The 24,403-nt window shown below is 68.8% G+C and carries 27 protein-coding genes and 3 pseudogenes; 14 read left to right on the plus strand and 16 right to left on the minus strand.

Going from position 1 to position 24,403, the window contains the following annotated elements; genetic code table 11:
• Positions 1-135 precede the first annotated feature (135 nt).
• The 3 genes from ACWCP8_RS37855 to ACWCP8_RS37865 form a co-directional block, all read right to left on the minus strand.
• Complete coding sequence (locus ACWCP8_RS37855) at positions 136-993, minus strand: MBL fold metallo-hydrolase (RefSeq protein ID WP_352270333.1); 858 nt, start codon at positions 991-993, stop codon at positions 136-138.
• Between the two features lie 252 nt (positions 994-1,245).
• The gene (locus tag ACWCP8_RS37860) at positions 1,246-1,767 is read right to left on the minus strand and encodes an ABATE domain-containing protein (protein ID WP_352270334.1); all 522 of its coding nucleotides are present in this window, start codon (positions 1,765-1,767) and stop codon (positions 1,246-1,248) included.
• Between the two features lie 397 nt (positions 1,768-2,164).
• Positions 2,165-2,632 (minus strand): winged helix-turn-helix transcriptional regulator, encoded by a 468-nt coding sequence (locus ACWCP8_RS37865; protein WP_352270336.1) that lies wholly within the window; start codon positions 2,630-2,632, stop codon positions 2,165-2,167.
• Positions 2,633-2,923: 291 nt separating this feature from the next.
• Between ACWCP8_RS37865 and ACWCP8_RS37870 the strand changes: the two genes are divergently transcribed.
• The 8 genes from ACWCP8_RS37870 to ACWCP8_RS37905 all read left to right on the plus strand — a co-directional run bounded on the left by ACWCP8_RS37870 (position 2,924) and on the right by ACWCP8_RS37905 (position 10,374).
• On the plus strand, positions 2,924-3,349 hold the full coding sequence (locus ACWCP8_RS37870; RefSeq protein ID WP_451120943.1) for a nuclear transport factor 2 family protein: 426 nt from the start codon (positions 2,924-2,926) through the stop codon (positions 3,347-3,349).
• Positions 3,350-3,574: 225 nt separating this feature from the next.
• Positions 3,575-4,309 (plus strand): flavin reductase family protein, encoded by a 735-nt coding sequence (locus ACWCP8_RS37875; protein WP_451120945.1) that lies wholly within the window; start codon positions 3,575-3,577, stop codon positions 4,307-4,309.
• A 151-nt stretch (positions 4,310-4,460) separates the two neighbouring features.
• Positions 4,461-4,862: a tautomerase family protein gene (locus tag ACWCP8_RS37880; protein ID WP_352270341.1), complete on the plus strand. Its 402-nt coding sequence runs from the start codon at positions 4,461-4,463 to the stop codon at positions 4,860-4,862.
• A gap of 416 nt (positions 4,863-5,278) precedes the next feature.
• Entirely contained in the window at positions 5,279-6,481 is a 1,203-nt protein-coding gene (locus ACWCP8_RS37885; protein ID WP_451120967.1) for an NAD(P)-dependent malic enzyme, read from the plus strand.
• 206 nt (positions 6,482-6,687) lie between these two features.
• Positions 6,688-7,896 (plus strand): alpha/beta fold hydrolase, encoded by a 1,209-nt coding sequence (locus ACWCP8_RS37890; RefSeq protein ID WP_352270344.1) that lies wholly within the window; start codon positions 6,688-6,690, stop codon positions 7,894-7,896.
• Positions 7,802-8,818, plus strand: coding sequence for an alpha/beta hydrolase (locus ACWCP8_RS37895; RefSeq protein ID WP_352270390.1), 1,017 nt, complete (start codon positions 7,802-7,804; stop codon positions 8,816-8,818). The genes ACWCP8_RS37890 and ACWCP8_RS37895 overlap by 95 nt, the downstream gene beginning before the upstream one ends.
• A 735-nt stretch (positions 8,819-9,553) precedes the next feature.
• Positions 9,554-10,069, plus strand: a complete 516-nt coding sequence (locus ACWCP8_RS37900; RefSeq protein ID WP_451120969.1) for an FAD-dependent oxidoreductase — start codon at positions 9,554-9,556, stop codon at positions 10,067-10,069.
• Positions 10,027-10,374, plus strand: coding sequence for a hypothetical protein (locus ACWCP8_RS37905; RefSeq protein ID WP_451120971.1), 348 nt, complete (start codon positions 10,027-10,029; stop codon positions 10,372-10,374). Before ACWCP8_RS37900 ends, ACWCP8_RS37905 begins: the two co-directional genes overlap by 43 nt.
• A 33-nt stretch (positions 10,375-10,407) precedes the next feature.
• Here the strand turns inward: ACWCP8_RS37905 and ACWCP8_RS37910 are convergent, their stop codons facing one another.
• The 4 genes from ACWCP8_RS37910 to ACWCP8_RS37925 form a co-directional block, all read right to left on the minus strand.
• Entirely contained in the window at positions 10,408-10,992 is a 585-nt protein-coding gene (locus ACWCP8_RS37910) for a CGNR zinc finger domain-containing protein (protein ID WP_451120948.1), read from the minus strand.
• A gap of 67 nt (positions 10,993-11,059) precedes the next feature.
• Positions 11,060-11,641, minus strand: coding sequence for a hypothetical protein (locus ACWCP8_RS37915; protein ID WP_451120950.1), 582 nt, complete (start codon positions 11,639-11,641; stop codon positions 11,060-11,062).
• Complete coding sequence (locus ACWCP8_RS37920) at positions 11,638-11,997, minus strand: hypothetical protein (RefSeq protein WP_451120952.1); 360 nt, start codon at positions 11,995-11,997, stop codon at positions 11,638-11,640. Before ACWCP8_RS37920 ends, ACWCP8_RS37915 begins: the two co-directional genes overlap by 4 nt.
• 287 nt (positions 11,998-12,284) lie before the next feature.
• Entirely contained in the window at positions 12,285-12,479 is a 195-nt protein-coding gene (locus ACWCP8_RS37925) for a response regulator transcription factor (RefSeq protein WP_356004693.1), read from the minus strand.
• Between the two features lie 240 nt (positions 12,480-12,719).
• Between ACWCP8_RS37925 and ACWCP8_RS37930 the strand changes: the two are divergent.
• The 4 genes and pseudogenes from ACWCP8_RS37930 to ACWCP8_RS37945 all read left to right on the plus strand — a co-directional run.
• Positions 12,720-13,529: pseudogene (locus ACWCP8_RS37930) on the plus strand (transposase); the annotation flags it as partial.
• Between the two features lie 333 nt (positions 13,530-13,862).
• Positions 13,863-14,921, plus strand: coding sequence for an MBL fold metallo-hydrolase (locus tag ACWCP8_RS37935; protein WP_451120954.1), 1,059 nt, complete (start codon positions 13,863-13,865; stop codon positions 14,919-14,921).
• Between the two features lie 403 nt (positions 14,922-15,324).
• On the plus strand, positions 15,325-15,861 hold the full coding sequence (locus ACWCP8_RS37940; RefSeq protein ID WP_451120956.1) for a carbonic anhydrase: 537 nt from the start codon (positions 15,325-15,327) through the stop codon (positions 15,859-15,861).
• 256 nt (positions 15,862-16,117) lie between these two features.
• Positions 16,118-16,228 (plus strand): annotated as a pseudogene (locus ACWCP8_RS37945) (IS5/IS1182 family transposase); the annotation flags it as partial.
• Between the two features lie 184 nt (positions 16,229-16,412).
• On the opposite strand, the pseudogene ACWCP8_RS37950 reads toward ACWCP8_RS37945, so the two are convergent.
• The 3 genes and pseudogenes from ACWCP8_RS37950 to ACWCP8_RS37960 all read right to left on the minus strand — a co-directional run.
• A pseudogene (locus ACWCP8_RS37950) lies at positions 16,413-17,390 on the minus strand (IS1380 family transposase); the annotation flags it as partial.
• 259 nt (positions 17,391-17,649) lie between these two features.
• A complete protein-coding gene (locus ACWCP8_RS37955) occupies positions 17,650-18,051 on the minus strand; it encodes a DUF5958 family protein (protein WP_352270355.1) in 402 nt (133 codons plus the stop codon).
• A gap of 2 nt (positions 18,052-18,053) precedes the next feature.
• Positions 18,054-18,680: a DUF6000 family protein gene (locus ACWCP8_RS37960; protein WP_352270357.1), complete on the minus strand. Its 627-nt coding sequence runs from the start codon at positions 18,678-18,680 to the stop codon at positions 18,054-18,056.
• Between the two features lie 371 nt (positions 18,681-19,051).
• On the opposite strand from ACWCP8_RS37960, the gene ACWCP8_RS37965 reads away from it, so the two are divergent.
• The gene (locus ACWCP8_RS37965) at positions 19,052-19,561 is read left to right on the plus strand and encodes a V-type ATP synthase subunit D (protein ID WP_352270358.1); all 510 of its coding nucleotides are present in this window, start codon (positions 19,052-19,054) and stop codon (positions 19,559-19,561) included.
• A gap of 154 nt (positions 19,562-19,715) precedes the next feature.
• On the opposite strand, the gene ACWCP8_RS37970 is transcribed toward ACWCP8_RS37965, so the two are convergent.
• Positions 19,716-20,594: a universal stress protein gene (locus ACWCP8_RS37970; protein WP_352270360.1), complete on the minus strand. Its 879-nt coding sequence runs from the start codon at positions 20,592-20,594 to the stop codon at positions 19,716-19,718.
• A gap of 542 nt (positions 20,595-21,136) precedes the next feature.
• Between ACWCP8_RS37970 and ACWCP8_RS37975 the strand changes: the two genes are divergently transcribed.
• Entirely contained in the window at positions 21,137-21,358 is a 222-nt protein-coding gene (locus ACWCP8_RS37975) for a hypothetical protein (protein WP_451120973.1), read from the plus strand.
• Positions 21,359-21,780: 422 nt separating this feature from the next.
• Here ACWCP8_RS37975 and ACWCP8_RS37980 read toward each other — a convergent pair whose 3' ends face one another.
• The 5 genes from ACWCP8_RS37980 to ACWCP8_RS38000 all read right to left on the minus strand — a co-directional run.
• The gene (locus ACWCP8_RS37980) at positions 21,781-22,233 is read right to left on the minus strand and encodes a hypothetical protein (RefSeq protein WP_451120959.1); all 453 of its coding nucleotides are present in this window, start codon (positions 22,231-22,233) and stop codon (positions 21,781-21,783) included.
• Between the two features lie 192 nt (positions 22,234-22,425).
• The gene (locus ACWCP8_RS37985) at positions 22,426-22,827 is read right to left on the minus strand and encodes a hypothetical protein (RefSeq protein ID WP_451120961.1); all 402 of its coding nucleotides are present in this window, start codon (positions 22,825-22,827) and stop codon (positions 22,426-22,428) included.
• A gap of 33 nt (positions 22,828-22,860) precedes the next feature.
• Positions 22,861-23,619 (minus strand): hypothetical protein, encoded by a 759-nt coding sequence (locus tag ACWCP8_RS37990; RefSeq protein ID WP_451120963.1) that lies wholly within the window; start codon positions 23,617-23,619, stop codon positions 22,861-22,863.
• Positions 23,620-23,623: 4 nt separating this feature from the next.
• Positions 23,624-23,794, minus strand: coding sequence for a hypothetical protein (locus ACWCP8_RS37995; RefSeq protein ID WP_382845351.1), 171 nt, complete (start codon positions 23,792-23,794; stop codon positions 23,624-23,626).
• 156 nt (positions 23,795-23,950) lie between these two features.
• Positions 23,951-24,403 (minus strand): integrase core domain-containing protein (locus ACWCP8_RS38000; protein ID WP_451120965.1); only part of this gene is annotated, 453 nt, incomplete at its 5' end.

Here is a 24,403-nt window from a genome sequence, read left to right on the forward strand (position 1 = left end):
TGCCACCTTCTTCCCGCCGTCCCAGTCGGACGTCGTCCGGTCCGCTCCGCGGCGTTCCGCCCGTGCACGGCGGCGGCACCGTTCCCTAGTGGGAGGCGCCGCGCGGCCCGTGCCGGGCTCGTTCCCCTCGTTCCGTCAGGCTCCGAGCAGGCCGACCGCTCCGTACCACACCGGGCCCGGGTTGAGCCGATCCGGGTAGAGGGCCGTCATCTGGTCGAAGTACTCGCGGGCGGTGGGGTTCTGGCCGAGCAGCCGGATGGCGTCGAGCAGGTACCGGCGGGTCTCCTCGATGGTGGCCGGGTCGTCGGGCAGGTCCTTGTTCTTGTGACCGGCCACGACGAAGCGCGGCTGGAGCGCGGCGACGCGGTCGAGGGCCAGGAGCCATTCCTGCAGGCCGCCGTCGCCGCCTTCGAGGATGTACTGGTGCACGCCGTTGTAGACGACGTCGCCGGCCACCACGAGGCCGATCGACGGCACGTGCAGGACCGTGGTCTTGTCGGTGTCGGTGTGACCGACCTCGACGGCCTCGATGAGGTTGCCCTCCAGCAAGAAGCCCTCGGCGGGGACGGGCTCGGCCAGGACCGGGGTGTCGGGGATCAGTCCGGGGAAGCGCTTGTCCCACAGTTCCTCGCGTCCCACGGTGGCCTGCTTGTGCATGACCTCGATGGTTCCGGGGGTCGCGTAGACGGTGACACCGGGGAACCGCCTCACGAGATCGGCGGTGCCGAACCAGTGGTCGCCATGCCCGTGGGTGGCGTAGATGTAGGCCAGGCGCTTGCCGGAGCGCTCGATCCAGTCGCCCACCCGCTGGGTCTGCTCGATGGTGAGAGGCGGGTCGACCAGCACGGCGTCCTCGTCCCCAATGATCAGCGTCGACGTCAGGGGCGAGGAGACGAGCCCTTCACCGTTGGGCAGCTGCTCGCCGCCGGCCCGGGGCGTCCCCTCCTGGACGAGAACCTCGTACGCCAGGGGAGTGGATGCGGATGCGGTCATGATGGTGCCTCCTTCAGGGGCGGAATGTGGCTCGCGCGACCGTCTGCTCCGTGGCCGGGTCGCGAGCCGGGCGCATGTCTGGGTGGGCAGTTGAGATGGTCTGATCCGACGGGTGCGGTACGCCCGGCACCGTGGTGGACCGGCACGGCCGGCTCGTCGAAGGCGTTGCGCCGACCCGGGTTGCGCTCACCCAAGCGTGGGGTGGCAGGTCGTTTTCGTATGACCCTCAAGAAATAAGCGTAGCATGTTTGGTTATGTCAGCTCCGGTTGCAGAGGAATCACCCTCGCCCCCTCGGACGAACCGGGGGCCCGGACGGAGTCCGGATGTGGCAGCCGTCCGCCGCCGACTGTCCGGCGGCCGCGGATACGACCGGACGCCTCCTGCGTCCTGTGTGCAGGCATGGAGGGGGGCGTTCTTCCGCGGCGGTGGGTCTCCGGGGACGCCGTGACACCTCCGGCGAGCGCAGGCTCCCGTTCATGCGCCTGAGTGCCGGGTTCCGGCCCGGACGCCGGCCCGACCGACAGGTCGCGTCGGAAGTCGCGCAGTTCCTGCAGGTCCCCTGCCGTGGTCTCGACCACGGGTGCAGGCCGGCCTGTCTCGCCGCTCCAGTTCGCGAGGGCTTGGGCAAGCCACGTCCGCGCGCCATCGACGTCCTCCAGGAGGTCGGGCTCGCGCGGCTTGCCCGCGGAGATCGTGTTGAGCAGGTCCTGGACAAATGCCAGCCCGCCCGGGGCGGGCTCCAGGTCGTATCGGCCGGTCGCAGTCCAGAGCATCCTCGAAATCACCTTGCTTGCGGCACACGAACGACATGTGCACAACAATTTTATTTCTTTCGGAGAATTTCTGGGCGACTGAGGAATCGACCTCGTCGTTCATGGAAGTTGCGTGTACCGAAAGGGAGTTGATGTCTCCAAGGATCGGGTTCCCCCGAAAGGCGCCCAATGCATCAGCACTCTGACCGAAAGAGGCATCATCTTGTGATGTCTGTCACGCTCACGAATGTTCGGTGTGACGGCCCTCTTCCGTGACATCGCACGCCGCCCGGATCCGACCGGCCGCAGCACGGCCGGGCCGATGCGGGCGAACGGGCCCGAACCCCGGCGGGAACGCCGAGGCCGCCTGTCTCCCTGTGCGGCCAGGATGCGGGAGTGATCGAGGAGCGGGTTGCCGTCAAGGGGACGTGCTGACGGCGCCGGGGCCGGTGATCGGCTCCACCTCGGAGACGGAGACCTCCTGCCCGCAGGAGCAGCGCAGCTCGACATGCACCTGGCCGCCGCAGCCGGCATGGTTCAGCAGTGCCGACGGACCCTCCGGGCCGCCGAGATGGGTGTCTCCGTACTGCAGGAGGGCGGCCAGAATCCACTGCAGGTCGTGGGCGGGCGACGTGAGGTGGTACTCCTGGCGCGCGCGTCGTCCGGCCTCCTGGTAGCTCCGGCGCTCCAGCAGGCCGGCGTCGACGAGTTGACCCAGGCGTTCGGTCAGGACGCGGCGGGAGACCCCGAGGTGCTCCGCAATCTCGTCGAAGCGGTGCAGCCCGGCGAAGACCTCACGCAGGATGAGCAGGGTCCACCGATCGCCGATCAGCCCCAGGGTCGCGGCGACGCTGCAATTGCCCAGATCAAGTTCACGCCACTCCATATCGTCAGGATACCTCCAGGGTTGCCATTCGGAACCCAGCCCTTGACTTCCTGAGTTCCAGATGAGAACTTAGCGAATATCGGGCCGTCGGCAGGCACTACCGCACCCTCGGCCCGCGAAGCCGCCCGGTGACCGCCCGAGCCCAATCAGGCTTCCGGCCCGCCGCGCGCCTCACGAGCCGATCGGCCCATCCCCTTGCCTCCGGTCCCTCCGCGTACAACCGGACGGAAACCGAGGTGGGTGGACACATGTTCACCCAGCACCGCACTCAGCCATGAGCATGGAGGAAGCATGTCGAGCAACCAGGCGATCGTTGATGCCTGTCACCGCGCCTACACCGGATTCGAGAAGAACGACTCGTCCGACCTGGTGGCTCTGATGTCGCCGGACGTGGTCTTCCACTTCCCCCCCTCACTGCCCTACGGCGGGACGTTCCACGGGCAGGAGGGCTTCGTGGCCTTCTACAAGGACCTCTTCGACCACTACTACGAGTACTTCAACTACGACCTGCACACGGTGCTCGACGCCGGGTCGCACGTGGTGGTCCCCGTCCGGGCCCGAGCGAAGGCGAAGAACGGCCGCACGATGGAGAACGAGCACCTCCTGCTGTTCGCCGTGACCGACGGACTGATCACGGAGGCGCGGCTGTACGCCGACACCGCCAAGGGGCGCGACGTGCTTGAGGGCCTTGATTTCTTTCCCTCCGCAGCCAGCTGATCCCGCGACCGCGACGGAGCGGCGCACCTGCCCCTGAGGAAACCCCCGTCCATACCGTGACGCTGATCGCGGACACCCTGGGCGGCCCCGAGAAGACGGACGGCTCACAGGCGCCGAGCCGTTGCGGGGCGCCAGCGGTGTCGTGCCACGCACCGGGCTGACCCATTTCCCCGCTGCCCCGTCCCCAGCCCGCACCAGCCGCACCTTCACCGGCGGGATCCCGCCGTGCACGCCAGAGAGGCCATCACCGTGATCATCAACAGCGACGAACTGAACACGACGTCCGCGTACAAACTCCTCATCGGGGCGGTCACACCGCGCGCGATCGGCTGGGTGAGCACCTTGTCGTCATCCGGTGTCGCCAATCTGGCGCCGATCTCGTTCTTCACCGTAGTGAGCCGGATCCCCCCGATGGTGTCCCTGACCCTGCAGCCGCGGTCGGACGGGACGCTGAAGGACACGCTCGTCAACATTCGGGACAGCGGTGAGTTCGTCACCAACCTGGTCACGCTTCCGCAGGCCCACGAGATGCATCGCAGTGCGATCGAGTTCGACAGCGCCCAGGACGAGTTCGATGAGGTCGGCCTGACCAAAGAGGCCTGTGAAGTGGTCAAGGTGCCGCGTGTGAAAGACTCCCCGATCGCCATGGAATGCACGCTCGACCGGATCATCCAGGTCGGCGACGTCAACGACCACGTCGTCTGGGGCAAGGTCGTGCGTTTCCACATCCGGGACGACGTCTACGCCCAGAACGGACGGATCGACACCGCGGCAATTCCGGCGGTCGGCCGCCTCGCCGCCGAGTACACCCTGGCCGACAACGCGTTCGTCACGCCCCTGCCGGCGGACGTACTGAGCGAGCGTCTGGGCAAGCGCAGCCACCGCCTCGACGAGCGCCCGGACGGATGGTCGCCGGTGGACAGCGCCAAGTGGTCCCCCTCCGGAGCCGTCAAGGCCTGACGGCACCGACGCCCACCCCGACCGCATTGCGCCCCGCAGGCTCGCGCCGTGGGCCGCAGACACCCAGGGCGGCAGCGCCGTACCCGGGGCCTGGATCAGGCCCCCCGAACGATCGGGCAACCCGACACCGCACTCCCCGAAGGAGCCCCCTATGCCGGTCTTCAACGCCCACATCCCCGCCAACCGCTTCTCGTCTCAGCAGAAGCGTGCGCTCGCCGACGCACTCAACCAGTCGCTGGTGCAGGGGCTCGGCATCCCCGAGGGCGACCGCTTCATCATGATCAGCGAACACGGCGAGGACGAACTGTTCCTCGACCCGACGTTCATGGGCATGCAGCGCAGCTCAGACGCCATGATCATCACGGTTCTCTTCGGGGCCCACCGGCCCCTGGAGGACAAGCGGGCGGTGTCCACGGCCATCAACAGGCTGGTTGTCGAGGCGCTCGGTGTCTCGCCCGACGATATCTTCATCGCCCTGATCCCGGTCCCGAACGAGAGCTTCTCGTTCGGAAGGGGCGAACTGCAGCTGGCCGAAGGGACTCCGCGCTGGTGAACCCGCGCCCCAGGTCTGCGTCGGTCAGGGCCTGTCCGACGCAGACCTGGGCAGGCCGGGCGCGCTGCCTGACGCGGGTGCACGGCCGTCGCCGCCGGAGCGTCACAACCACCGGTGCTGCCGGGGCGTTCCGGCGTCGCCGCGAAGTGCCTTGCCCTGCGCCGGGAGCCCGCCACGATCCGCCGGACGGACCCCGGACCGGACATGCCGGCGCGAACTGTGCGTCGGGGGCCACCTCAAGACGGAACCACCCCACAGAAAACCCGCGCCGACCTGACGGCGCCCGAGACGGCCGCCGCCGGCCCGGCGGCACCCGCCCAACACGAGATCAGGGCACACGGCTTCGTCGTCCGGCCTCGGCATCCTGCCGAGCGAACGGGCACGGCACGCCGGCAAAGGGATCAGCAAAGGAATCAATTGTGGAAACAGAAAGCGCCACGTCGACGCAGACCCCCAAGCCTCGCCGACTCGCCGAGCCGGTGTTCGCGCTCCACCACGGGGGAAAGATGGCGATCACCCCGACGGTGCCGCTGCGAGGCCCCGAGGACCTCTCACTTGCGTACACGCCGGGTGTCGCCGAGGTGTGCACCGCCATCGCCGGGCAGCCCGATCTCGTGCACGACTACACCTGGGTCTCGCACACGGTCGCGGTGGTGACGGACGGCACCGCGGTGCTCGGTCTGGGCGACATCGGCCCGCAGGCATCGCTGCCGGTCATGGAGGGCAAAGCGGTCCTGTTCAAGCAGTTCGGCGATGTGGACGCCGTGCCCATCGCGCTCGCGACAACGGACGTGGACGAGATCGTCGAGACCGTCGCCCGCCTCGCACCGTCCTTCGGAGGCATCAACCTCGAGGACATCTCCGCGCCCCGGTGTTTCGAGATCGAGCGCAAGCTTCAGGACCGCGTCGACATCCCGGTCTTCCATGACGACCAGCACGGCACTGCTGTCGTCACCCTCGCGGCCCTCCGCAACGCCGCCCGTCTCACCGGGCGGACCCTCGACGACCTGCGCGCGGTCATATCGGGCGCGGGAGCGGCGGGTGTCGCGATCGCCAAGATCCTGGTGGAGGCGGGCATCCGCGATGTCGTAGTCACTGACCGGACCGGAGTCCTGCACTCCGGCCGTACTGATCTGACCGACATCAAACGGGACATCGCCCTGAGCACCAACCGGGCGGGACGCACCGGCACCCTGGAGGAGGCCCTGGCCGGCGCCGACGTCTTCATCGGCGTCTCCGGCGGCACGGTCCCCGAGGCCGCGGTCGCCACCATCGCGGAGGGGGCCTTCGTCTTCGCCATGGCCAACCCCACGCCCGAGATCCACCCCGATGTCGCCCACAAGTACGCGTCCGTCGTGGCGACCGGCCGCAGCGACTACCCGAACCAGATCAACAACGTCCTCGCTTTCCCCGGCATCTTCGCCGGCGCCCTCCGTGTCCGCGCCTCACGCATCACGCCGGGCATGAAGATCGCCGCCGCGGACGCCCTGGCCTCCCTGATCGCCGAGGAACTGCGTCCCGACTACATCATCCCGTCGCCGTTCGACCCTCGAGTGGCCCCTGCGGTCGCCGATGCCGTCGCAGAGGCCGCCCGGCGCGACGGCGTGGCCCGGGTCTAGGTGGCCAATTGCGCTCTGTCCCGTGATCCGAGGACAGCGCCGAGCCCAGCCCATCGAACGCGTCGCATCCCGAATCCGCAGGTCACGGGAGACGACGCCATCCACCGGATGCAGCGCCTGAACGCACGTCCGACCGACTTCCCCCAACGAAAGCCAGGACCGTCCCCTTCCGGGGCGACGTCCGCTCCCGGACAGTGAGGACATACATGAAGACGGAACGCGTCGCCAACACCGACGTACGGTATCGGCGCACCGGCGACGGAGACCTGGCCGTGGTGTTCGTCCACGGCTTCCTCGACGACCAGTACGCCTGGGACCGCCTGATCCCCCAGCTCACCACACCCGGCATCGAGTGCGTCACACTCGACCTGGCCGGCTGCGGCGACCGCGACGCGGTGGACGGGCCCTACGACTACGACCGGTTCGCCGACGAGGCGGGCGCGGTGGTCGACGCCCTCGGCAAGCCTTTTGTGATCGTCGGTCACAGCATGGGCGCCGCCGTGGCCGAACTGGTCGCGGTGCAGCGACCCGACCGGGCCCGCGGACTCATGCTGGTGACCCCGGTCCCCCTCGCGGGCGTACACCTGCCCGACGAGATGATCGAACAGTTCCGCTCGCTGGGCGGCGACGCGGACGGGCAGCGGGGCGTACGCAAACAGCTGTCCGCCGCGTTCCCGGAGGCCGAGCTCGACCGGCTGGTGGCGACCGGGCAGCATCTGCGTCCGGAGGTCGTCCGCGCCCTCGCCGACTGCTGGAACACCGGGCACCCCCACGGCGAACGACCCAGCAGCTACGCCGGCCCGGTGCTCATCCTTCGCGGCGAGGGCGACGGGTTCGTCACCGAGGACATGGTCAACGACGCGATCGCGCCCCGCTTCACCGCCATGACAGCGGTATCGGTGGCCGAGGCCGGCCACTGGGCCCACATCGAGCAGGCGGCCGACGTCGCGACCCACCTCGACCGCCTCCTCGCCGAGGCCCACGGCACCGACAGCGCCCCCGCCGCGAACACCCCCCGCCCGCAGGGGTGGACGAACGCCTTCGCGCAGAAGTCCGCCGCCGCGTTCGGTGAGGCGTTCACCAAGGACGTGGTCCTGGAGGCGAGCGTCATAACCCGCCCGGTGGAAGGCCGCGACCAGGTGAAGAAGGTGATGGGCGCGGCAAGCGCGATCTACGAGTCGCTCCGCTTCACTCGCGAGACCGTCGACGGCCTGCGAACCTACCTGGAGTGGGAGGCCACCGCGTTCGGCGGCCTGCCGATCGAGGGCGTCACCATCCTGACCAAGAATGCGGACGGCCAGACCCTCCGAGCCGCCATCCATCACCGGCCGCTGGGCGCCGTGCTCCGCTTCTCCGCGGAACTGCGTACCCGGCTGGCCGGCGAGATCGACGCCGACTACTTCCACCAGGGCTGAAGGCCCTGCCTATTCAGAAGGTTGTTCCATGATTCAGCGCAAGGATATCCAGTTCGAGGCCGACGGCGCGGTACAGCTGCGTGGATGGCTCTTCCTGCCGGACGGCCCAGGCCCGCATCCGGCGATCACCATGGCCCACGGCTACGCCGGGGTCAAGGAGCACGGCCTCGAGCCGTTCGCGCAGGCCTTCGCCGAGAACGGCTTCGTCGTCCTGGTCCATGACCACCGCGGCTTCGGGGCGAGCGACGGACAGCCGCGCCAGGACGTCGACCCATGGCGGCAGATCGCGGACTGGCGGCGGGCCATCTCCTTCCTGGAGAGCCTCCCCGAGGTCGATCCGGAGCGGATCGGCCTGTGGGGCACCAGCTACGCCGGCGGCCACGCAATCGTCCTGGGCGCGACCGACCGCCGACTGCGGGCCGTGGTCTCCCAGGTGCCGACCATCAGCGGCTTCGAGCAGGGCCGGCGCCGTATCGCCCCCGAGGCCGTCGCGGCCCTGGAGGAAGGCTTCTCCGAGGACGAGCGCGCCCAGTTGCGTGGCAAGGCCCCCCGCACCCTGGCCATCGTCAGCAGCGACCCGGCGGTGCCCGCGTCCTACCGGACACAGGAAGCCATCGACTTCTACCTCCAGCCCAAGCCCGACGGTGTGTGGGAGAACGAGGTCACGGTCCGCTCCAGCCGGGCCGCGCGCATGTACGAGCCCGGAATCTGGGTCAACAGGGTCTCGCCCACACCGCTGCTCATGGTGGTCGCGCTCAATGACACCGTCACCGTGACCGACCTGGCCCTCGCGGCCTACGAGCGCGCGCTGGAGCCCAAGCGACTGCGGACGATCCCCGGCGGCCACTTCGACCCGTACACCACCCAGTTCGACAAGGCGAGCGGCGCCGCCGTCGAGTGGTTCCGCGAGCACCTCGCCTGAGGGGCGCCCCGCACGCCACCGCGCCCGGCACGAACTGGCCGCCCACCCCGCGAGTGCCTCGCCTGTGATCTGGCGGTCGTAGGCGAGGACGCTGTCGGGGTCGCCAACGAGACTCTCGACGCGTTCAGGGGGGTGTGGGTGAGCCATTGCTGGAGTTCGCGGTGGCGGAACTGGTAGGCGGGGCCGCTGTAGCAGAGCAGGCCTGCGGCGACGGCCCCGTCGAGGAAGCGGGCTGGCCGGAACGGCAGGCGGCCTCGCGAACACAGCAGGAAGGCCCCGTACATCCGCGCCGTTCCGAACCCGTACGTGAGCCCGGTTGCGAGCCCGAACATGAGCCCGACTGTGGCCCCGGGCGTGAGCCCGAAGGCGTTCCCGAGCCCGGTCGTGTGGCCGAACCCGAGGCCGATCGCGAGGCTGATCACGAGTCCGCAGACCATATCGTCGCGGATGATGCTCCGCGGACTGGACACCGTCGTCGGTTCTCTTCTGAGCCCGGTCACGACTGCAAAAGCGAACCAGAACACGAACTCATCCGCGAGCAGGATCCAGGTCTCGGGCCGGGTCGGTCTCATCGCAATGGGGCATGTCGTGAAGTCCACTCGCTGAATCTGCTGACCGGACCGCTGCAGAGGTTAAACATCAAACTAAACGCCCGGGCACCCAAGCAGTACGTGCACTCCTTCGTCTCCCCCGCCCTCGCCGACGCCTTCCCGCACACACCTCGCTGAACTGGGGATTCACGAAACTCCGGTCAGAGCCGTTTTCAAGAATCGCCATCAGGTCACCCTGCTCGCCCGGGGCCCGCGGCTGCTGCCCTACGAGGACGACGACATCGCGGAGGCGGTCACCGGCTTGCTGACCGCCCACGGGGTCGATATCCGCACGGACTCCCCGGTGGCCTCCGTCCGAAGCGACGGCGACCAGCGGGTCGTGACCCTCACCGACGGCACCGACGTGACGGGGGACGAGGTGCTTGTCGCGGTCGGCCGTCGACCCGTCACTGCCGAACTAGACCTGGACGCCGGTGGAGTGCGGACCACGGACGCCAGCTTCGTGGCCGTCGACGAGCACCTGGCCACCGATGTGCCCCACACCTGGGCAGCCGGCGACGTCGCCGGAGCCGGCAGTTCACCCATGTCTCCCTGGTCGACTACCGGATCCTCAAGGCCAACCTCACCAGGGGCTCCAGGTCGACCCGGGGCCGCCTCATCCCGCACACCACCGTCCTCACAATCGATTTCGCGCGGGTAGGTCTGACGGAGACTCAAGCACGGGCCGCAGGCTATGAAGTGGGCGTAACCAAGCTGCCCGTGACCGCAATCCCCCGGGCCCACACCATGCGCGACACGGACGGCATCTGGAAGGCCGTCGTGGATAACCGAACCGACCGGATCCTCGGCGTCGCCCTGTTCGGCCCGGAGAACGGCGAGACACTCGCCGCGGTCCAGATCGCCATGCTCGCCGACCTTCCCTACACGTCCCTACGCGACATGATCCTCACCCATCCCACGATGACCGGAGGGCTCAACCTCCTGTTCGCTGCACTGCAGCGCTGAGCGTACGGAGAGGAGGGACAGCCCGGCCGCGGTTCACGAGGCGTTCTGCGCTCGCTGGCGTGCCCGGTAGGCCCGGAGGTTTGCCGCGTTGCCGCAGACCTTGACGTCGTGCCAGACGCCGCTGTTGTTGCGTGACCGGTCGTAGAACATGGTGGCGCACCGATCGTTGCGGCACATCTTCAGCCGCGGCCAGGTGCGGGCCTGCTGAGCCTGGAAGATCTCGATCAGGGCCAGTGCCGCCACGCGCCGCCAGCCCGTGCCACGGGGCTCCGGATGCACGTGCCCGTCCCCGTCGAACTGCATCGCGATCGCGGCGGTGTGCAGCGGCCGAAGCGCGTCGCCGTCGGCCTGTCCCGCCGCGCGGCGCAGATCGTCGCGGAAGCCGCGGAGCTCTTCCCGGTCGTGCTCGGTGAGCTCGATCCCGGCCGTGGATGTACCCGTGGTCTTGCTCCACTCCGCCAGCGCCTGATCGAGCCAGTCCTGGGCGTTGCCGAGATCGTCCAGGAGGTCTGCCGTGCGCGGTTTACCGGCGGCGACGGTGTTCATGAGGTCCTGGACGAAGGCCAGCCCCTCCGGGGCCGACTCCTTGCTGTAGCGGACTGTGGCCGACCAACTCATGCGCATCACTCCCCAGCCATCACGCGAGCAAGCTTCCAACGTAAGCATATTACGTTTGTATCTTACGCTACGGCGTGCGGGCCGCTCGGCGCCTGGTGTCGCCGGTGATCAGTGCCGCCGACCCGACGGCCCACAGGGCAAGGGTCAGCAGCGGGATTGCCGCATGCGCCCCGCCGAAGTAACCGAGGTCGGTGATGGCCCGCACCGCGGCGCCGGACGGCAGCGGAGCAGAGACGGTCCGGGCGGCAGACGGGAGCAGGTTCGCGCCGACCGTCGCGCCGGACGTCGAGTTCCCGACGGTCAGCAGCAAGGTGGCCGCCGGCACACCGACCGGCCCGAACCAGGTGCCCAGCAGCTTGGTGGCGAACGCGGCGGCCGCGCTGAGCAGCGTGAGGGTCAGAGCGAGCAGGAGGAACGGCGCGGGGACGGCCCCCAGGACGAGACCTGCGAGCACGGCGGCCAGGACGCCGGTGGTGAGAGAGACGCCCGCCATCAGGACGAACCGGTGACGCAGGTGCAGCAGGCGGGCGAGCCCCAGCGTGTTCTGGGCCAGGACGAAGCCGGAGAGCGTGACGCCGAAGGCCACATAGAACCCAGCCAGGCCATGGCTGTCGTAACGGGCCAGGGGTACGGCGTCGACCACGGTCACCGTCCGACCCGCCCCTCGCCGTACGCCGCAACCATGTGCTCGGCGGCAGTGATGGTGGACGGACCGTTGGCGCCAACCACCCGAAGCTCCAAGCCGCACCCGCCCTGCGGGCTGAGGACGGCGACTACATCGCGGTGTTCGAGCGCGCGCAGCGCTGCCGGGGCGTCCGGGCACTGCCGGACGTCGATGCTTGAGCCGAGTGCCCGCGCGATCCCGCCGGACAAGGTGCTGTCGGTAACCCCTATGGGCACCCGGTGGGGCTGGGCGTCGCGCTGCAGTCCGATGTAGCAGCTAATGAATGCCGAGGCGACGACCAGCGCGATGATCGCGGGCTGCAGCCATGCCCGCGTCGGCACGGTGCGGGGGCGCAACGCATGCTTCGGCCCGGCATCGGATCCGGGCGGACCTGACGTGGCCGAAGGGACGGCGTTCAGAGGGCGGGTATCCACAGGGAGGGTGTCCTCCGTGCCGACTGTCGGCTCCAAGAGTCTTTCCGGTGATCGAGGGACGGCAGGGGGTGGAAGGTGCCGAGGCCGCGAGAGAGGTCGGAATTGCGGATCACTACCTAAGACATATATCTAAAGGTAACACTTATGTCGAATTCGATAGAGAGGCAGTCCCGCCGGAAGGAGTACCAGCGGGGTCAGATGTCGCTGTCCAGCTGCGCTTCGCGTACTGCGAGGGCGAGTTCCACCCGGGTATCGACGCTGAGCTTGCGATAGATGGCGCGCGGGTGCGTGGCGATGGTGTTGGGTGACAGGCCCAGCTCCGCGGCAGCCGCCCGGTTGGTGCGGCCTTCGGCGACGTGACGGGCGACCTGCCGTTCGACTGGTGTCAAAGCCCTCCGGCCGAACGCGGGCCGAGACTCGGGGCCCATCCGTTTACGGCGTGCTCCAACCAATCGCAATACGGTGCGCACGCGCCGTGCTTCCCCGTGGGCACCGCAACGGTGAAAGCCGTCCCATGCGTCCTCTAGCGGTGTTTTGTTGACGGCGGGTCAGGGCCGTAGTAGGCCGGTAGCAGAGGAACGTCGCCTCGCCGCCTGGGGCTTGTGATGACCCGTCGTCTGCCGTGTCCGCCCGCCGAGCTCGACCGGCGCGAGAAGCGCCTGGCCAGGCTGCAGGCCGCCCGCGCGCAGATCGAGACCGAAGCCGCCGACAAGGCATGCGAGCACGCCAAGGACAAGGAACGCCGCCGCCAGGAGCGCGTCGGCACCAGCGACGAGCAGGCCGTCACCGACTCCGGGCGCAAGGCCGCCGCGAAGGCCCGTCCCAAGCCCAAGGCACAGGCCAACTTCACCGACCCCGACTCGCGGATCATGAAGAACAGCGACGGCGCCTACATCCAGGCCTTCAACGCCCAGGCCATCGTGGACGCTGAACACCAGGTCATCACCGCCGCCGACGTGACGACCAACGCCTCCGACGCGCTGAACTACACCACGATGCTCGACCAGTCCGCGGCGAACACCGGCAGCCACCCCAAACAGGCCCTCGTCGACGCCGGCTACTGCTCCGAGACCAACCTCGAGGCCGCGAAGGACCGCCAACTGGCCTGCGACAACGACACGTTCATGGCCACCGGCCGCCTGGCCCACGACGAACAGGTCCCGCCTGCACCACGCGGACGCATCCCCGCGAACGCCACCCTCAAGGAACGCATGGCCCGCAAACTGCAGACCAAACCCGGCAAGGCCGCCTACAGCCGCCGAAAAGCCATCGTCGAACCCGTCTTCGGCCAGATCATGACCTGCCAGAACGGCCGCCAACTCCTCCTGCGCGGCGAGGACGGCGCCCGCGGCGAGTGGCGACTGCTGGCCGCCTGCCACAACCTTCGCAAGATCTTCCGACACACCGGAACCACCGGCCTCGCCACCCTGGCCAGCTGACCAGCCGGGCGTCCCCGGCCCAGTCACGGGCCCTACCAGGCCGAACACCTGACGGACAGGCCCCCATCCACCGCCTCACAGGTACCGGCGGCGGGACCGCGACCGATTCCATCGATCACGGCCAAGTCGGCCGCTTTCCCGTTACTGACCCACGCTCCTAGGCCACGGGGGGGGGTCGCGACGGTGGCGGCAGCCACGGGGTGTCCAAGGGCCGCGTACGACGCGGCATGGTGGAACTGGAGGTTGGCGAGGAGCCTTCGAAGAGCGATGCCCACACCCGCCGACGCGGCGTCGGCGTACCACCGAGTCACGAGTCGACAGGAGGCTGATCATATGTGTCTTTCCGCGGGTAGTCCCTCCGAAGCGGCCGGCGCCGCCCCCCGCCTTGCCCACGGGCCGGCGGTAGACCCCATTCGCCTCGAACCGGTCGACGAACTCGAGATCACCATCCTGGTCGACAACGTCTACGACGGGCTCCTGACCGGGGACGAGCGCACGCGGCGCGCTTCCTTCGCCGTCGGTGTCGAGGCGGCGACGCACTTCGAGGAGGGACGCACCTTCGTCGGGCTCGTCGCCGAGCACGGCTTCTCAGCCCTGGTCACGACCAAGCGGCTCGGGCATACCAGCACGCTGCTGTTCGACGCCGGGCTCTCTCCGACAGCGATGGTCGGCAACGCCGACAGGCTCGGCGTGCGCCTGGACGATCTGCACGCGGTCGTCCTGAGCCACGGCCACTTCGACCACGCCGGGGGCCTGGCCGGTCTCGCCGCCCGCCGGCGCTCGGCCATGCCCATGATCGTGCACCCCGAGGCGTGGACCCACCGCCGCGTGGTCTCCCCGGGCGGCCAGATCCTGCCGTTCCCCACCGTCAGCAAGAAAGCCCTGCGCGAGGAGGGGTTCGACGTGGTCGAACGGCGCGTGCCCTCGCTCCTGCTCGACAACAGCGTCCTGATCACCGGCGAGGTCGACAGGAGCACGGAGTTCGAACGGGGTATGCCGCCGAGCCACGAAGCGTGGACCGGCGGACGCTGGGCGCACGACGCGAAGATCATCGACGATCAGGCACTTGTAGTGAACCTCCGGGGCCACGGGCTGGTGGTCCTGACCGGCTGCGGCCACGCCGGCGCGATCAACATCGTTCGGCACGCGCAGCGGCTCACCCAGGTCGAGCGTCTCCACGCCCTCATCGGCGGGTTGCACCTGGGCGGCCCGGCCTTCGAACCGATCATTGAGCCCACGATCGGTGCACTGACACAGCTGGCGCCCAGCCTCCTGGTCCCCGGCCACTGCACCGGCTGGCGCGCGCAGCACGCGCTCGCCGCCGCGCTTCCCTCGGCCTGGATGCAGAGCTCATCCGGCACCTCGTTCCATCTGAACGGCGCGGCCGCATGACGCACGGACGGCATCTTGGAGGCAGGGAGAACATGCACGCGGATCTGCACCCGGCCGCGCCACCAACCCTGCTGGCACGTTCAAGCCGTTGTCAGCCTCCACAACGAACGGGCAGCAGGGTCGTCCCCGGGAAGACGCCGACCTTCTGGTTGAAAAACAGCGGAGATGGACACCTGACGCCACATCGCCCTGAGCACCAGCCACGACTGACGACCCGCGGCTCGGGTGCCGGGAACCTCCGGCACCCGAGCCGCCGGACTACTCTGAACGCGCTGGCCGGGCTCGCGGGACGCCGGCGCGCCTCAACAATGCCGATGCTCCGGCTTCATGGTGTTTGCACCCCGCGAAATAGGAGCATATGCTCTTATGTGTTCGATCCCCACAGCACCGTTTAGGAAACAAAATGATCAATACAGAGGATCTGGTCGGCCGCAACGCTCGGTTCGCTGCCGGCGAATCGTACAAGGGCCTGCACATCTTGGGCAGCGGCCAGCTGATGGTCATCGGGTGCGTCGACTCCCGTGTCGATCCAAGCCACGTGCTCGGGCTGGACCTCGGCGAGGTCACGGCGATCCGCAACGTGGGCGGACGCGTCAACCCGGCCGTGCTCCGCACCCTGACCATGCTCACGAAGGTCAGCGCGGCCCACCGCGGCGACCGCCCCGCAGGCACGCACATCGTGGTCATGCATCACACCGACTGCGGCATCAAGGACATCGCGGCGTTCCCCGAAATGCTCGCGAACGACTTCGACATCCCCGTCGATGCGCTGGACGGGAAAGCCGTCATGGACCCGTTCGCCTCCGTCCGGCTCGACGTCGGGATCCTCAAGGAGGTCCTCAAGACCAGGATGCCCGCAGGCCTCGTGACAGGACTCGTCTACGACGTCGAGACCGGACTGATCGAGGTCGTCGCCCCGACCGCGAGGGCCGGGGACTGATCGAGGTCGTCGCCCTGGCGTGGCGCAGAAGCTGCACGCGGCGGACCCGCAAGTGTATCCGCGTGAGGTGTGGTCGGGATGGCTGCACGGGGAGCACGAGAGCGAACACCGCGGTTCGGTGATTCAGGAATTCGGCAGCCGCGCGGGGCTTGCCATTCTCTCTAATTGCAAGGTCCTCGGGGAAGGCGTTGATATTTGCGCGGTGGATTCCGCGGCACTGCTGGACCCCAAGGGATCGGCGGTGGACATCGTGCCCGCCGTGGTCGTCACCGCCGCGAGCCTGTCCGAGAACGCCCTGGGAATACACCTGCTCAATCAGGCCAAGAAGACCTACCCGACCATCTCCAAGAGCCAATGGCCAGACTCTGTTGGTGATGTTGGCGGGGCGCTGACACCTGGGCCGGTGGGTGCTTGTCTGGTGGGAGCGGGGCGGTGTCAGCGGTGGGGGTGGTCGCGATGTCGCTGCGGCCGGAGAATCATCAGAGGATCCCGGTCAGGACAGTGCGGACAGCACGGGCTGAAGCGCTCCGAGCCTGACGGAGGCTCGATTTCTCCCCGTCCAGGAGGAGGACACAGGTCCAGGCGAGCAGGTCGATCGCGGCGAGGCTGAGTTCGAGCCAGACGGTGTTGATGCCGAAGTGGCGGGAGGGGAAACGGCCGAAGCCGGTGGTCTTGCCGCTCCGGATGTGGTCCTCGACGGTGGCATGTCCGCGGTGGCGGACCTCCAGGAACTGGGCGGAACCGCCACCGGAGTACGGGGTGTCGGTGAGGAACACCTGATGCCGCAGGCCCTCGTCCTGGTCGAACAGGGACAGCTGGGCTCCGGGGTGCGGCCGCTCGCGGCGCACGATGATGCGGGTGCCGGCCGGATAGCCGTCCAGATCGACCATGCCGGCACGCAGAGTCCCGTCCTGGTCCAGGGCGGGATGCCAGAGGCTGTCGGGAATGGCCCGGACAGCGCGACGGACCGGCTCGGTAATGGCGTAGCCGACCGAGAAGAAGGTACGGATCCCTCGTTTCCGCACGTCGCGGACGTGGGCGAGGAACGCTTTCGCGGATCCGGCACTGTCGGTGCGGACGAGGATGTCGGTGCCGTGCAGTTGAGCGTCGGGGATCTGCGCGAGTGCCTGGTCGAACACCGTGATGTGGTCGCTCGCGGTGTTGGCACCGGCGTTCCCGGGACGCAGTCGGCCCGACAGTGCCTCGCCGGTGTTGGCCAGGAAGCACAGCAGCGGGTGGAAACCGAAGCCGCCCGTATAGGTGGGTGCGGCCTGCTCCTTCTCGCAGTGGCAGGTGACCAGCGTGGCATCGAGGTCCAGGACCAGCCCGGGCAGAATGCGTCCCGCGGCCCGGACCGCGGGTATGCCCTCGCCTTGCTCGGCGGCCTGCAACCAGGCGACTTCCCGAGCTTGGGCACGCGCCGAGCGCAGAGAAGCCAGTGTCCTCTCGTCGGTGTCGGCGAGCAGTCGCCAGGCCGTCGGTGCCGAGGCGACCGAACCGAACACCCCTGGCGTCTCCTTCGCGGCCGCCTTCTTGCGGGGCTTCATCTCGTGGACCGTGGCGTGCTCGCCCGTCTCACTGCGGGACTCGTGGGCCCTCTGTACGGACGCATTCAGAGCCGCCATCAGGTCGACGACCTGACTGGGCTGCTGCGCTTCCCCCTCGGTCGGCTGGGCCGGTTCCTGCCTTCGCTCTTTGCCTCGATGAGCTCTTCCAGGGCGTCCCGGTACGCGTCGCGGAAACCCGAGATGAGTCCAGGGACGGAGAACAGCGGCACGGGGACTCGTATCACCCGCCGGCGACGGGCAGACTGTGCCACCAATGACCGCATCCGCCGGAGCAGAAGCGTTCGCGGCGCCGTTCGTCCGCGACCGCGAGTACCGCGACCAGAAGCCGGAACGCCTTGCGACGTTCGTCGACAGGAGTGAGGCCGGCGATCTTCCCCAGTTGCTGGTCGATCTGGCCGCGGGCGATCAGAACCGCAGGCGTGTGCGTCGGGCGCAGCCCGGCACGGCAGATGCTCTCCGGTCCGTCTTCGGTGACGGCGCGGGCCTGCATGCAGTGATGGCGCAGGAACAGGAGTACCTCGGACTGCTCCTCCGGGCCGTGCGTGTCGAACCACTCGATGCCCTGTGACATCGGGCGCAGGCCTTGGGCGAGTTCGTTGAGGATGATGTCTCGCTCGGTCATGATCAGCTCCCGCAGTCCAGCGAGGCGAAGGCCTCAGCGGTCTCGTCGACGAAAGCGCAAAGCTGCTGCACGGCCTGCCGGCAGTTTTGCGGGTCGAGGGCCGCCACGGCCCGGACTTCGAGCCATCGGTCCCAGGGACCGCCCGGGGCGAGGAACCGTGTTGTGTACTCAGAGCCGAGAATCTCATCGAGGTACAGAAGCGTCCCAAGGACGACTGCCTGGTCGTAGTCGAGGTCGGGGCGTGACAAGTAGTGATCAAGGTAGGTGCTGAGTAGTTCGGCATCCGCTGTGGAGCCGAACTTCGCAAGGGCAACGCAGTATGCGGCGCCTGCATACGGGCCCTCGCTGGCCAGCAGGAGCCGGCCAATGAGGTCACGGAACTCAGTCCTGTGGGCCACAGCGACCAGCCAGGCGGCAGTCTTACGCTCGCGCCAGCCACCCTCAAAGAGGATGCCGAGCTCCGCGGGAGTGATCTCGTAGGCAGCCTGAGCCAGATCCCGCACGAACGCAGAGCGCTCGACCGGGTTCAGACGCAGAAGGCTCCCGCCCAACCGAAGGTATCGCCGATCAGGCGTGACGAACCGCCGAACCAGCTCCTGCAACTCGGGATCGCTCTGGACCTGACGCATAGCCGCATCCTGGCCCGGGACGGTACGCATGCGCCACAGGTTGCCGACTGCCTCGACGGAAGATAGTCACTGGTTCAGAGAGGTGACCAAGCCAAAACTGATGCCCCGCTCCAAATCGTCGACGGCATGCGTACCTCCAGGACCCCCTGCGAACCGGTCGGGCAGCAGTCCAGGCCGCGGCAGGGAGACATCTGGGCCGCCGCCCGTACAGCGATTCTTACGCCGGACCGGGGCCCGCGCACCCCGGCGAGCCGGATGCGCCCGCCATCGCCCCGGGCCACGCTGGAGGAGTGAGCGTGCCGATAGTCGTCCACAGCCTCTCGCCCCGGGCGGGCGGAGGGTCACGCGGGACGGGCAAAGGAGTCAGGCCCATGATTTCGCGTCGCCGCGTTCCTTCCGGACGTGCGGGGCGCCTACGCCTGCGGCGTAGCCTGACCACCGCGCTGCGCGGAGCCGACCTGCTGGAGCGGAAGCTCCGGATCCTGCTGGTCCGCGAGCAGGTCCTGCGCCGGGCCGAGGAGGATGCGGGCCTCGCGTGGCGTCAACGGCTGTCCGAAGCCGAGAGCCAACTGCTGCGCGGACTGCTGCTGGGCGGGGAGCAGTCATTGGCGGAGGCAGCGGTGGCGGACGGGGCGAAGGTCACTGTCGAGTGGACCACCTCCATCGGGGTGCGCCACCCGTCCCACGTCTCCTGGACGCCCGCCAAGCGCTCCCCCGCGGAGCCCACTCCCCGGAACACCGCCCTGGCACACGCAGAGGCGTCCTACCGCGAAGCGGCACGGGCCGCCGCGGAGTTCGCAGTGGCGAGCACCGCCGTGCGGATGATCGCTGCGGAGGCTCACCGGACCCGGCAGCGGGCACGTGCCCTGCGTCGGCACTGAATCCCCCGGCTGACGCAGGAGCTGGCCGCGATGGAGCTGTCTCTGGAACAGTCGGAGCACGAAGACTCGATACGCAGACGCTGGGCGACGGGTGCGCGTGTCCGGCGGCTGAGGTAGACGATCGGCTCCGGTCCCGGACCGATCCGGTCCGAGCTCAGAGCCCCTCGTCGGCCGGCGGGGGCACGGTGACGACAGGGCAGACGGCCCTGTGCAGCAGACCATGCGGAACGGAGCCCAACCGCATGCCGGTGAAGCCCTCCCGGCCGCGGCGCCCGACGACCACGGCGAGCGCATGCTCAGCGGCCTCGGCCAGTACCTCAACAGGATGTCCCGGCAACACGGCATGGCTCAGCGGAACATCCCGATAGGCGCGGGACCGCCCCGCCGTGGCTTCGTGCAGTTGCCTGTGGCACGACTCGAGCGCCGCCTGCTCATCGAGAAAGCCCAGTAGAGGCCGCTGCCACACCCACACGGCACGCACGGAGGCACCACGCAAGGCGGCGGCCTCCAAGGCGTGTTCCAACGCGGCATCGGCCGACCGGCTGCCGTCCACCCCCACCACCAGGTACGGCGGCTCCTCCACGTCGCGCTCGGCTTCCGGCACGACGACCACCGGACAGGCGGCGTGCGCGCTCACCGGGACCGCCGTGGAAGCAGCATCGAGCACTTCCGCCAGTCGGCCAAGCCGACGCGAGCCGAGGACCACCAGCCGCGCGTGCGCGGAGTGCCGTACCAAGGCCTGGGCCGGATCGGCTTCCGTGATGAAAGTCGTCACCTCAAGGCCGGGTTGCCGCTCATGGGCACGGACGATCGCCTTGTCGAGCGCCTCATCCCCCAGCTGACGCAAGGCCTTGTGGTACACGGTCTCCTCGACGCCGCGTACACGGTGAGTCACCGGCAGGACGGCGTTAATCAGCAGGAGGGGCGCTCTACGGCGGGCGGCTTCGTCGGCTGCCCAGGCCAGGGCCGCATTCGCCGGTTCCACGGGGTCGACGCCGAACATGATCGGGAGTACTTCACTGGCAGATGTCATGACTCCTCCACTGATCTGCCTGCGCGTGGCAGCAGCCGTCGGCTGCAGCAGGAGCTCATACCTGCACCGTACGCACATGGACGCCGAGGCAGCAGGACCGAGTGGTCCCTATTCAGGGAGCCGTTCGTCCGGAGGAGACGGCAGGTTTCATCGCTCACGGCCGGGTCACTCAGCAGGGCTGCGCGAAACCGGCCGGGCCTGCCCCGGCCGCCATGGCGACCGCCGCCCGGAGCAGGGGCTCGGTCTCCAGCACCGAGCACAGGAAAGGCACGTAGAGGAGCACCGCAGCAAGGCGTGCGGATGCCAGTACGGACAGTGGCAGGACCGGCGGATAACGTCGTAGCCGCGGCGCCCTCCTCGACCGCCACCACCAGCGTCGACACTCGTCGTCGGTGAGCACCAGATCAGCCGCCCGCCGCGCAACTCCAAGTGCCCCGCCGCCCCATGACGCGCCGATGTCCGCCTGTCACAGTGCGGGGCCGTCGCTGACGAGGGGCCCCGCGCTCACTCCCGCTGAGAGCTACTTTCTGGGCGCCATCGACATGGCCGTCGTGACACGGGCCCAGCGGCCGGTGGTCCTGGTACGTGCCGAGACGCGCGAAGCAGGAGGCAGAAACGGGCAGATCGTCGGGCTCGCCCACACGGACAACGACCTCGTCGAGTTCCTGAGGCGGGCCGGTCTCGACGACGCCTGGGATCTCCTCGACGACGCGCACTGGGTCGAGTGGCGCGGCGGGCGGGCCCACCGGTACGAAGCGGCGTGACCTAACCGAAGCGGTAGAGGAGGCCGAAGACGATGACGAGCAGCATGATGCCGCCGACGATCCACTGCTCCCGGGGGACGTCGAAGACGCTGAACTTGTCCGGCTCCATGACCTGCTCGCCGTCCGGGACGTGCCCGCCGTGGAAGAGGTTCCGGTGCTTGCTCCGCTCCTCGTCCAGGCCGTGGCGCGTGACGACGGCCGGCCGTCGTGCCGCACTGCTCGCACCGATAGGCGTACATCCCTGCCCCCTCCTTCATTTCAGATCACTTCCCATCATGGCGGACTTTCCGGTCCTTTGACTACGGAATGCATCGGATCGACAACCGAGGGTGGCGTTGGCAGTCGCGGTAGTTGGCCGGGTAGGCGAGGTAGATGCGCAGGTCAGGGCAGGTGGTTTGGTGAGGTAGACGGTTCTGCGCTCTTCAGGGGAGCGGGGTCTGCGGGCTGCCTGATCGGTAGGTCGATGCGGTGGATTCCGGGCCGGTTACGGCCCCCACTTTCAGCTGCTGACGGACCGGAGTACCCCACCTCTGCAGCACCGCCCGGAAGGCGCCCACATCGAGGTCTGTATGCAGGCCGTGAGCGTGCGCGTGGGCGAGGAGATCGGAGAGGTGAACACCGTTGCTGTCGGCGATCCGACTGCGGATCCAGTCGATGGTGGCCGCGTACACCTCCTCGGGGGTGGCTGCGGGCGGCTGGTCGTCGTCCGGTTCGACGTGCTCGGGGGCGTCACGCTGCTCGATCCTCCGGGCGACGCGTTCGAGGTACTCGCGGGGGACGAACAAGGCGACCGCTGTCGTCCACGCCACGGCGATCACTACGGCTGCCCAGCCGCCGCAGTGGATGGCCGCATACAGCGTGATCCCATGGGCCACCCAAGGCGCCTTCCAGCCAGCGCGGTCACTGAGCCATCTGGCCGGCCCGCACACGCCCGTGAACAGCGCGCCGAGGAGGCCGACCTGCTCTTCGGTCTTTTCTGCCTCCGCGTCCTCGCCACCGTCGATGAGGGGGGGCCTCGAGTCCCTCGCCGTCGTCGGGGTCGGGGGCGGCGAGGAAGCGCACGCCACTCATGCGAGGCCTCGCATGATCACGGCGATCTTGGCGGCGACGATGGCGAACCCGCCGCCCGAGCCGGACGCGACGTACCAGAACACGATACCGAGCATGGACACGCCTCGGGTCGTGAGCTCCTTGTAGAGGATGACGATCAGCAGCGTGAGTGCGAGCCCGGCCATGCTGTAGCCGGGGAACACGCTGCTGAACATGCCGAGCCCGTCGCGTACGAGGCCCGACATGATGTCGAAGGGCGGGCCGGCCGCATTGTAGGCGGCTCCGGCGATCATCGACAAGACCAGGCAGGCGCCCCAGCTGAGGGGCTTCATCTTGCCGCCGGCGCTGGTGCCGAACCACAGGAGGGCGGTCAGGGCACCGGCGAGTCCGACAGCACCGAGAGCGGGGAGGAAGTCCATGCTGCGTGTTCCGTTCCGGGATCGGGGTGTGGGTCAGGCCGGGGTGCCGTACAGCAGGACGCCGACGATCACCGAGACGAGAGGGACCCGGGCGGCGAGCGCGACGGGCGGCAGCCAGTTGCGGGTGCGCTGGTCGAACATCCAGATGGCGACGGCGACGCCGTACCAGATGCACACGTAGAAGTCGGTCCACGAGTCGTACGTCGCCGCCAGGTAGGCGGTCTCCGCGGTAAAGAACTGCGGGACGCCCAGACTGAACCCGAGGGCCAAGGCGCCGCCTTTGTAGAGACCGTGACGGGTCAGCGGGCGCATCCCAGTCCACGCCTCGATCAACGAATTCTTGGGCGACTTGCCGCGGTTGTACGTCGGACGGCTGTAGACCCTCTTGCCGGAGCCGCGCATGCTCCAGCCGCGCCGGATCCGGGCCGGGACCTTGTCGACGCCCTCCTCGCCGTCTTCCTCGTCGTCGTCTTCCATGCCGTCGGGCACGGGAAGCGGCGTCTCGCAGTCCTCGCACCAGTAGGCGACGAGCTCGCCGGTGAGGCTCGCGTGGACCGCGTGCGGGTGCGGGTGCTCGCACGGCTCCTCTTCGGGGGCGTCCTTGGCGACGTCGTCCAGGTCGACGACGTCGCGCTTCGGCTCGCACCAATTCGGCAGTCGGCCGCCTCCGCGTACCGGCTGGACCGGGATGGTGGCTGCGGGGGCTGTGCTGGTCTCGTCGGTGTCGTCGGGCTCGGCCGGAGTCGCAGCGCTGTTGAGCCGCCGGATCAGGGCGCGGGGACGGAGGTCCACCGGGTCACTTCCTTCGGTACGGCTTGAAGAGGAGGGCGGCACGCTGGCCGGGGTGCGGGCCGACGGCGGCGTGGCGGCGACCGAGGGCGCGGAGGGCGGACACAAGGCGGTCGGCCGGGACGATGCGGATGCCGTCGAGCACCAGCTCGCCGCCGACGAGCGGGGCGCCTTCCATGGAGACGAGGGGGATCGCGGGCAGCCGAGGACGCGGGCGACGGTCCGGGCTTCGTGGCGGATGCCGTTCAGTCGCCGGGTGACGTCGCGGTCGCCGTGCATGAGCCGACCGGACTCAACCTTGAGCGTGTGGGGCTCGAAAAGTCGTCGTTGCAGGTCACGTGGCGTATCGACACTCGTTGATGATGCCTCCGACAACCCTGGTGCGGAGCAGGGTTCGGTCGTCGAGGTCGTGCACGATTGCGGGCTGCTCGGTCGCGCTGGGCGGTAGCTGTTGCCGGGATCGGTGCGGCCGGTGTCCGTTGTAGTGCTCCTGGTGGCCAGTCAGGACCTTCCTGGCGTGGTTCTCGCCCAGGACCAGGACGTGGTCGAGGGCCTCGCGGCCGATGGCGCCGATCACACGTTCGCAATGCGCGTTCATGCGCGGTGCCCGGGTGAGCAGCACCTCCGTGTCCTCGGCGGTGAAGACGGCATCGAAGGCGTCGGTGTACCTGCTGTCGCGGTCGCGTAGCAGGAACCGTGGCCCGGCGCCCCGCTCGCCGAGGTCGGCAGCGATGTTCCGGGCCTGTTGTACCGCCCACTGCGCGGTGGGGTGCGCGGTCACCCCGGT

Source organism: Streptomyces sp. NPDC002206 (assembly GCF_053593595.1).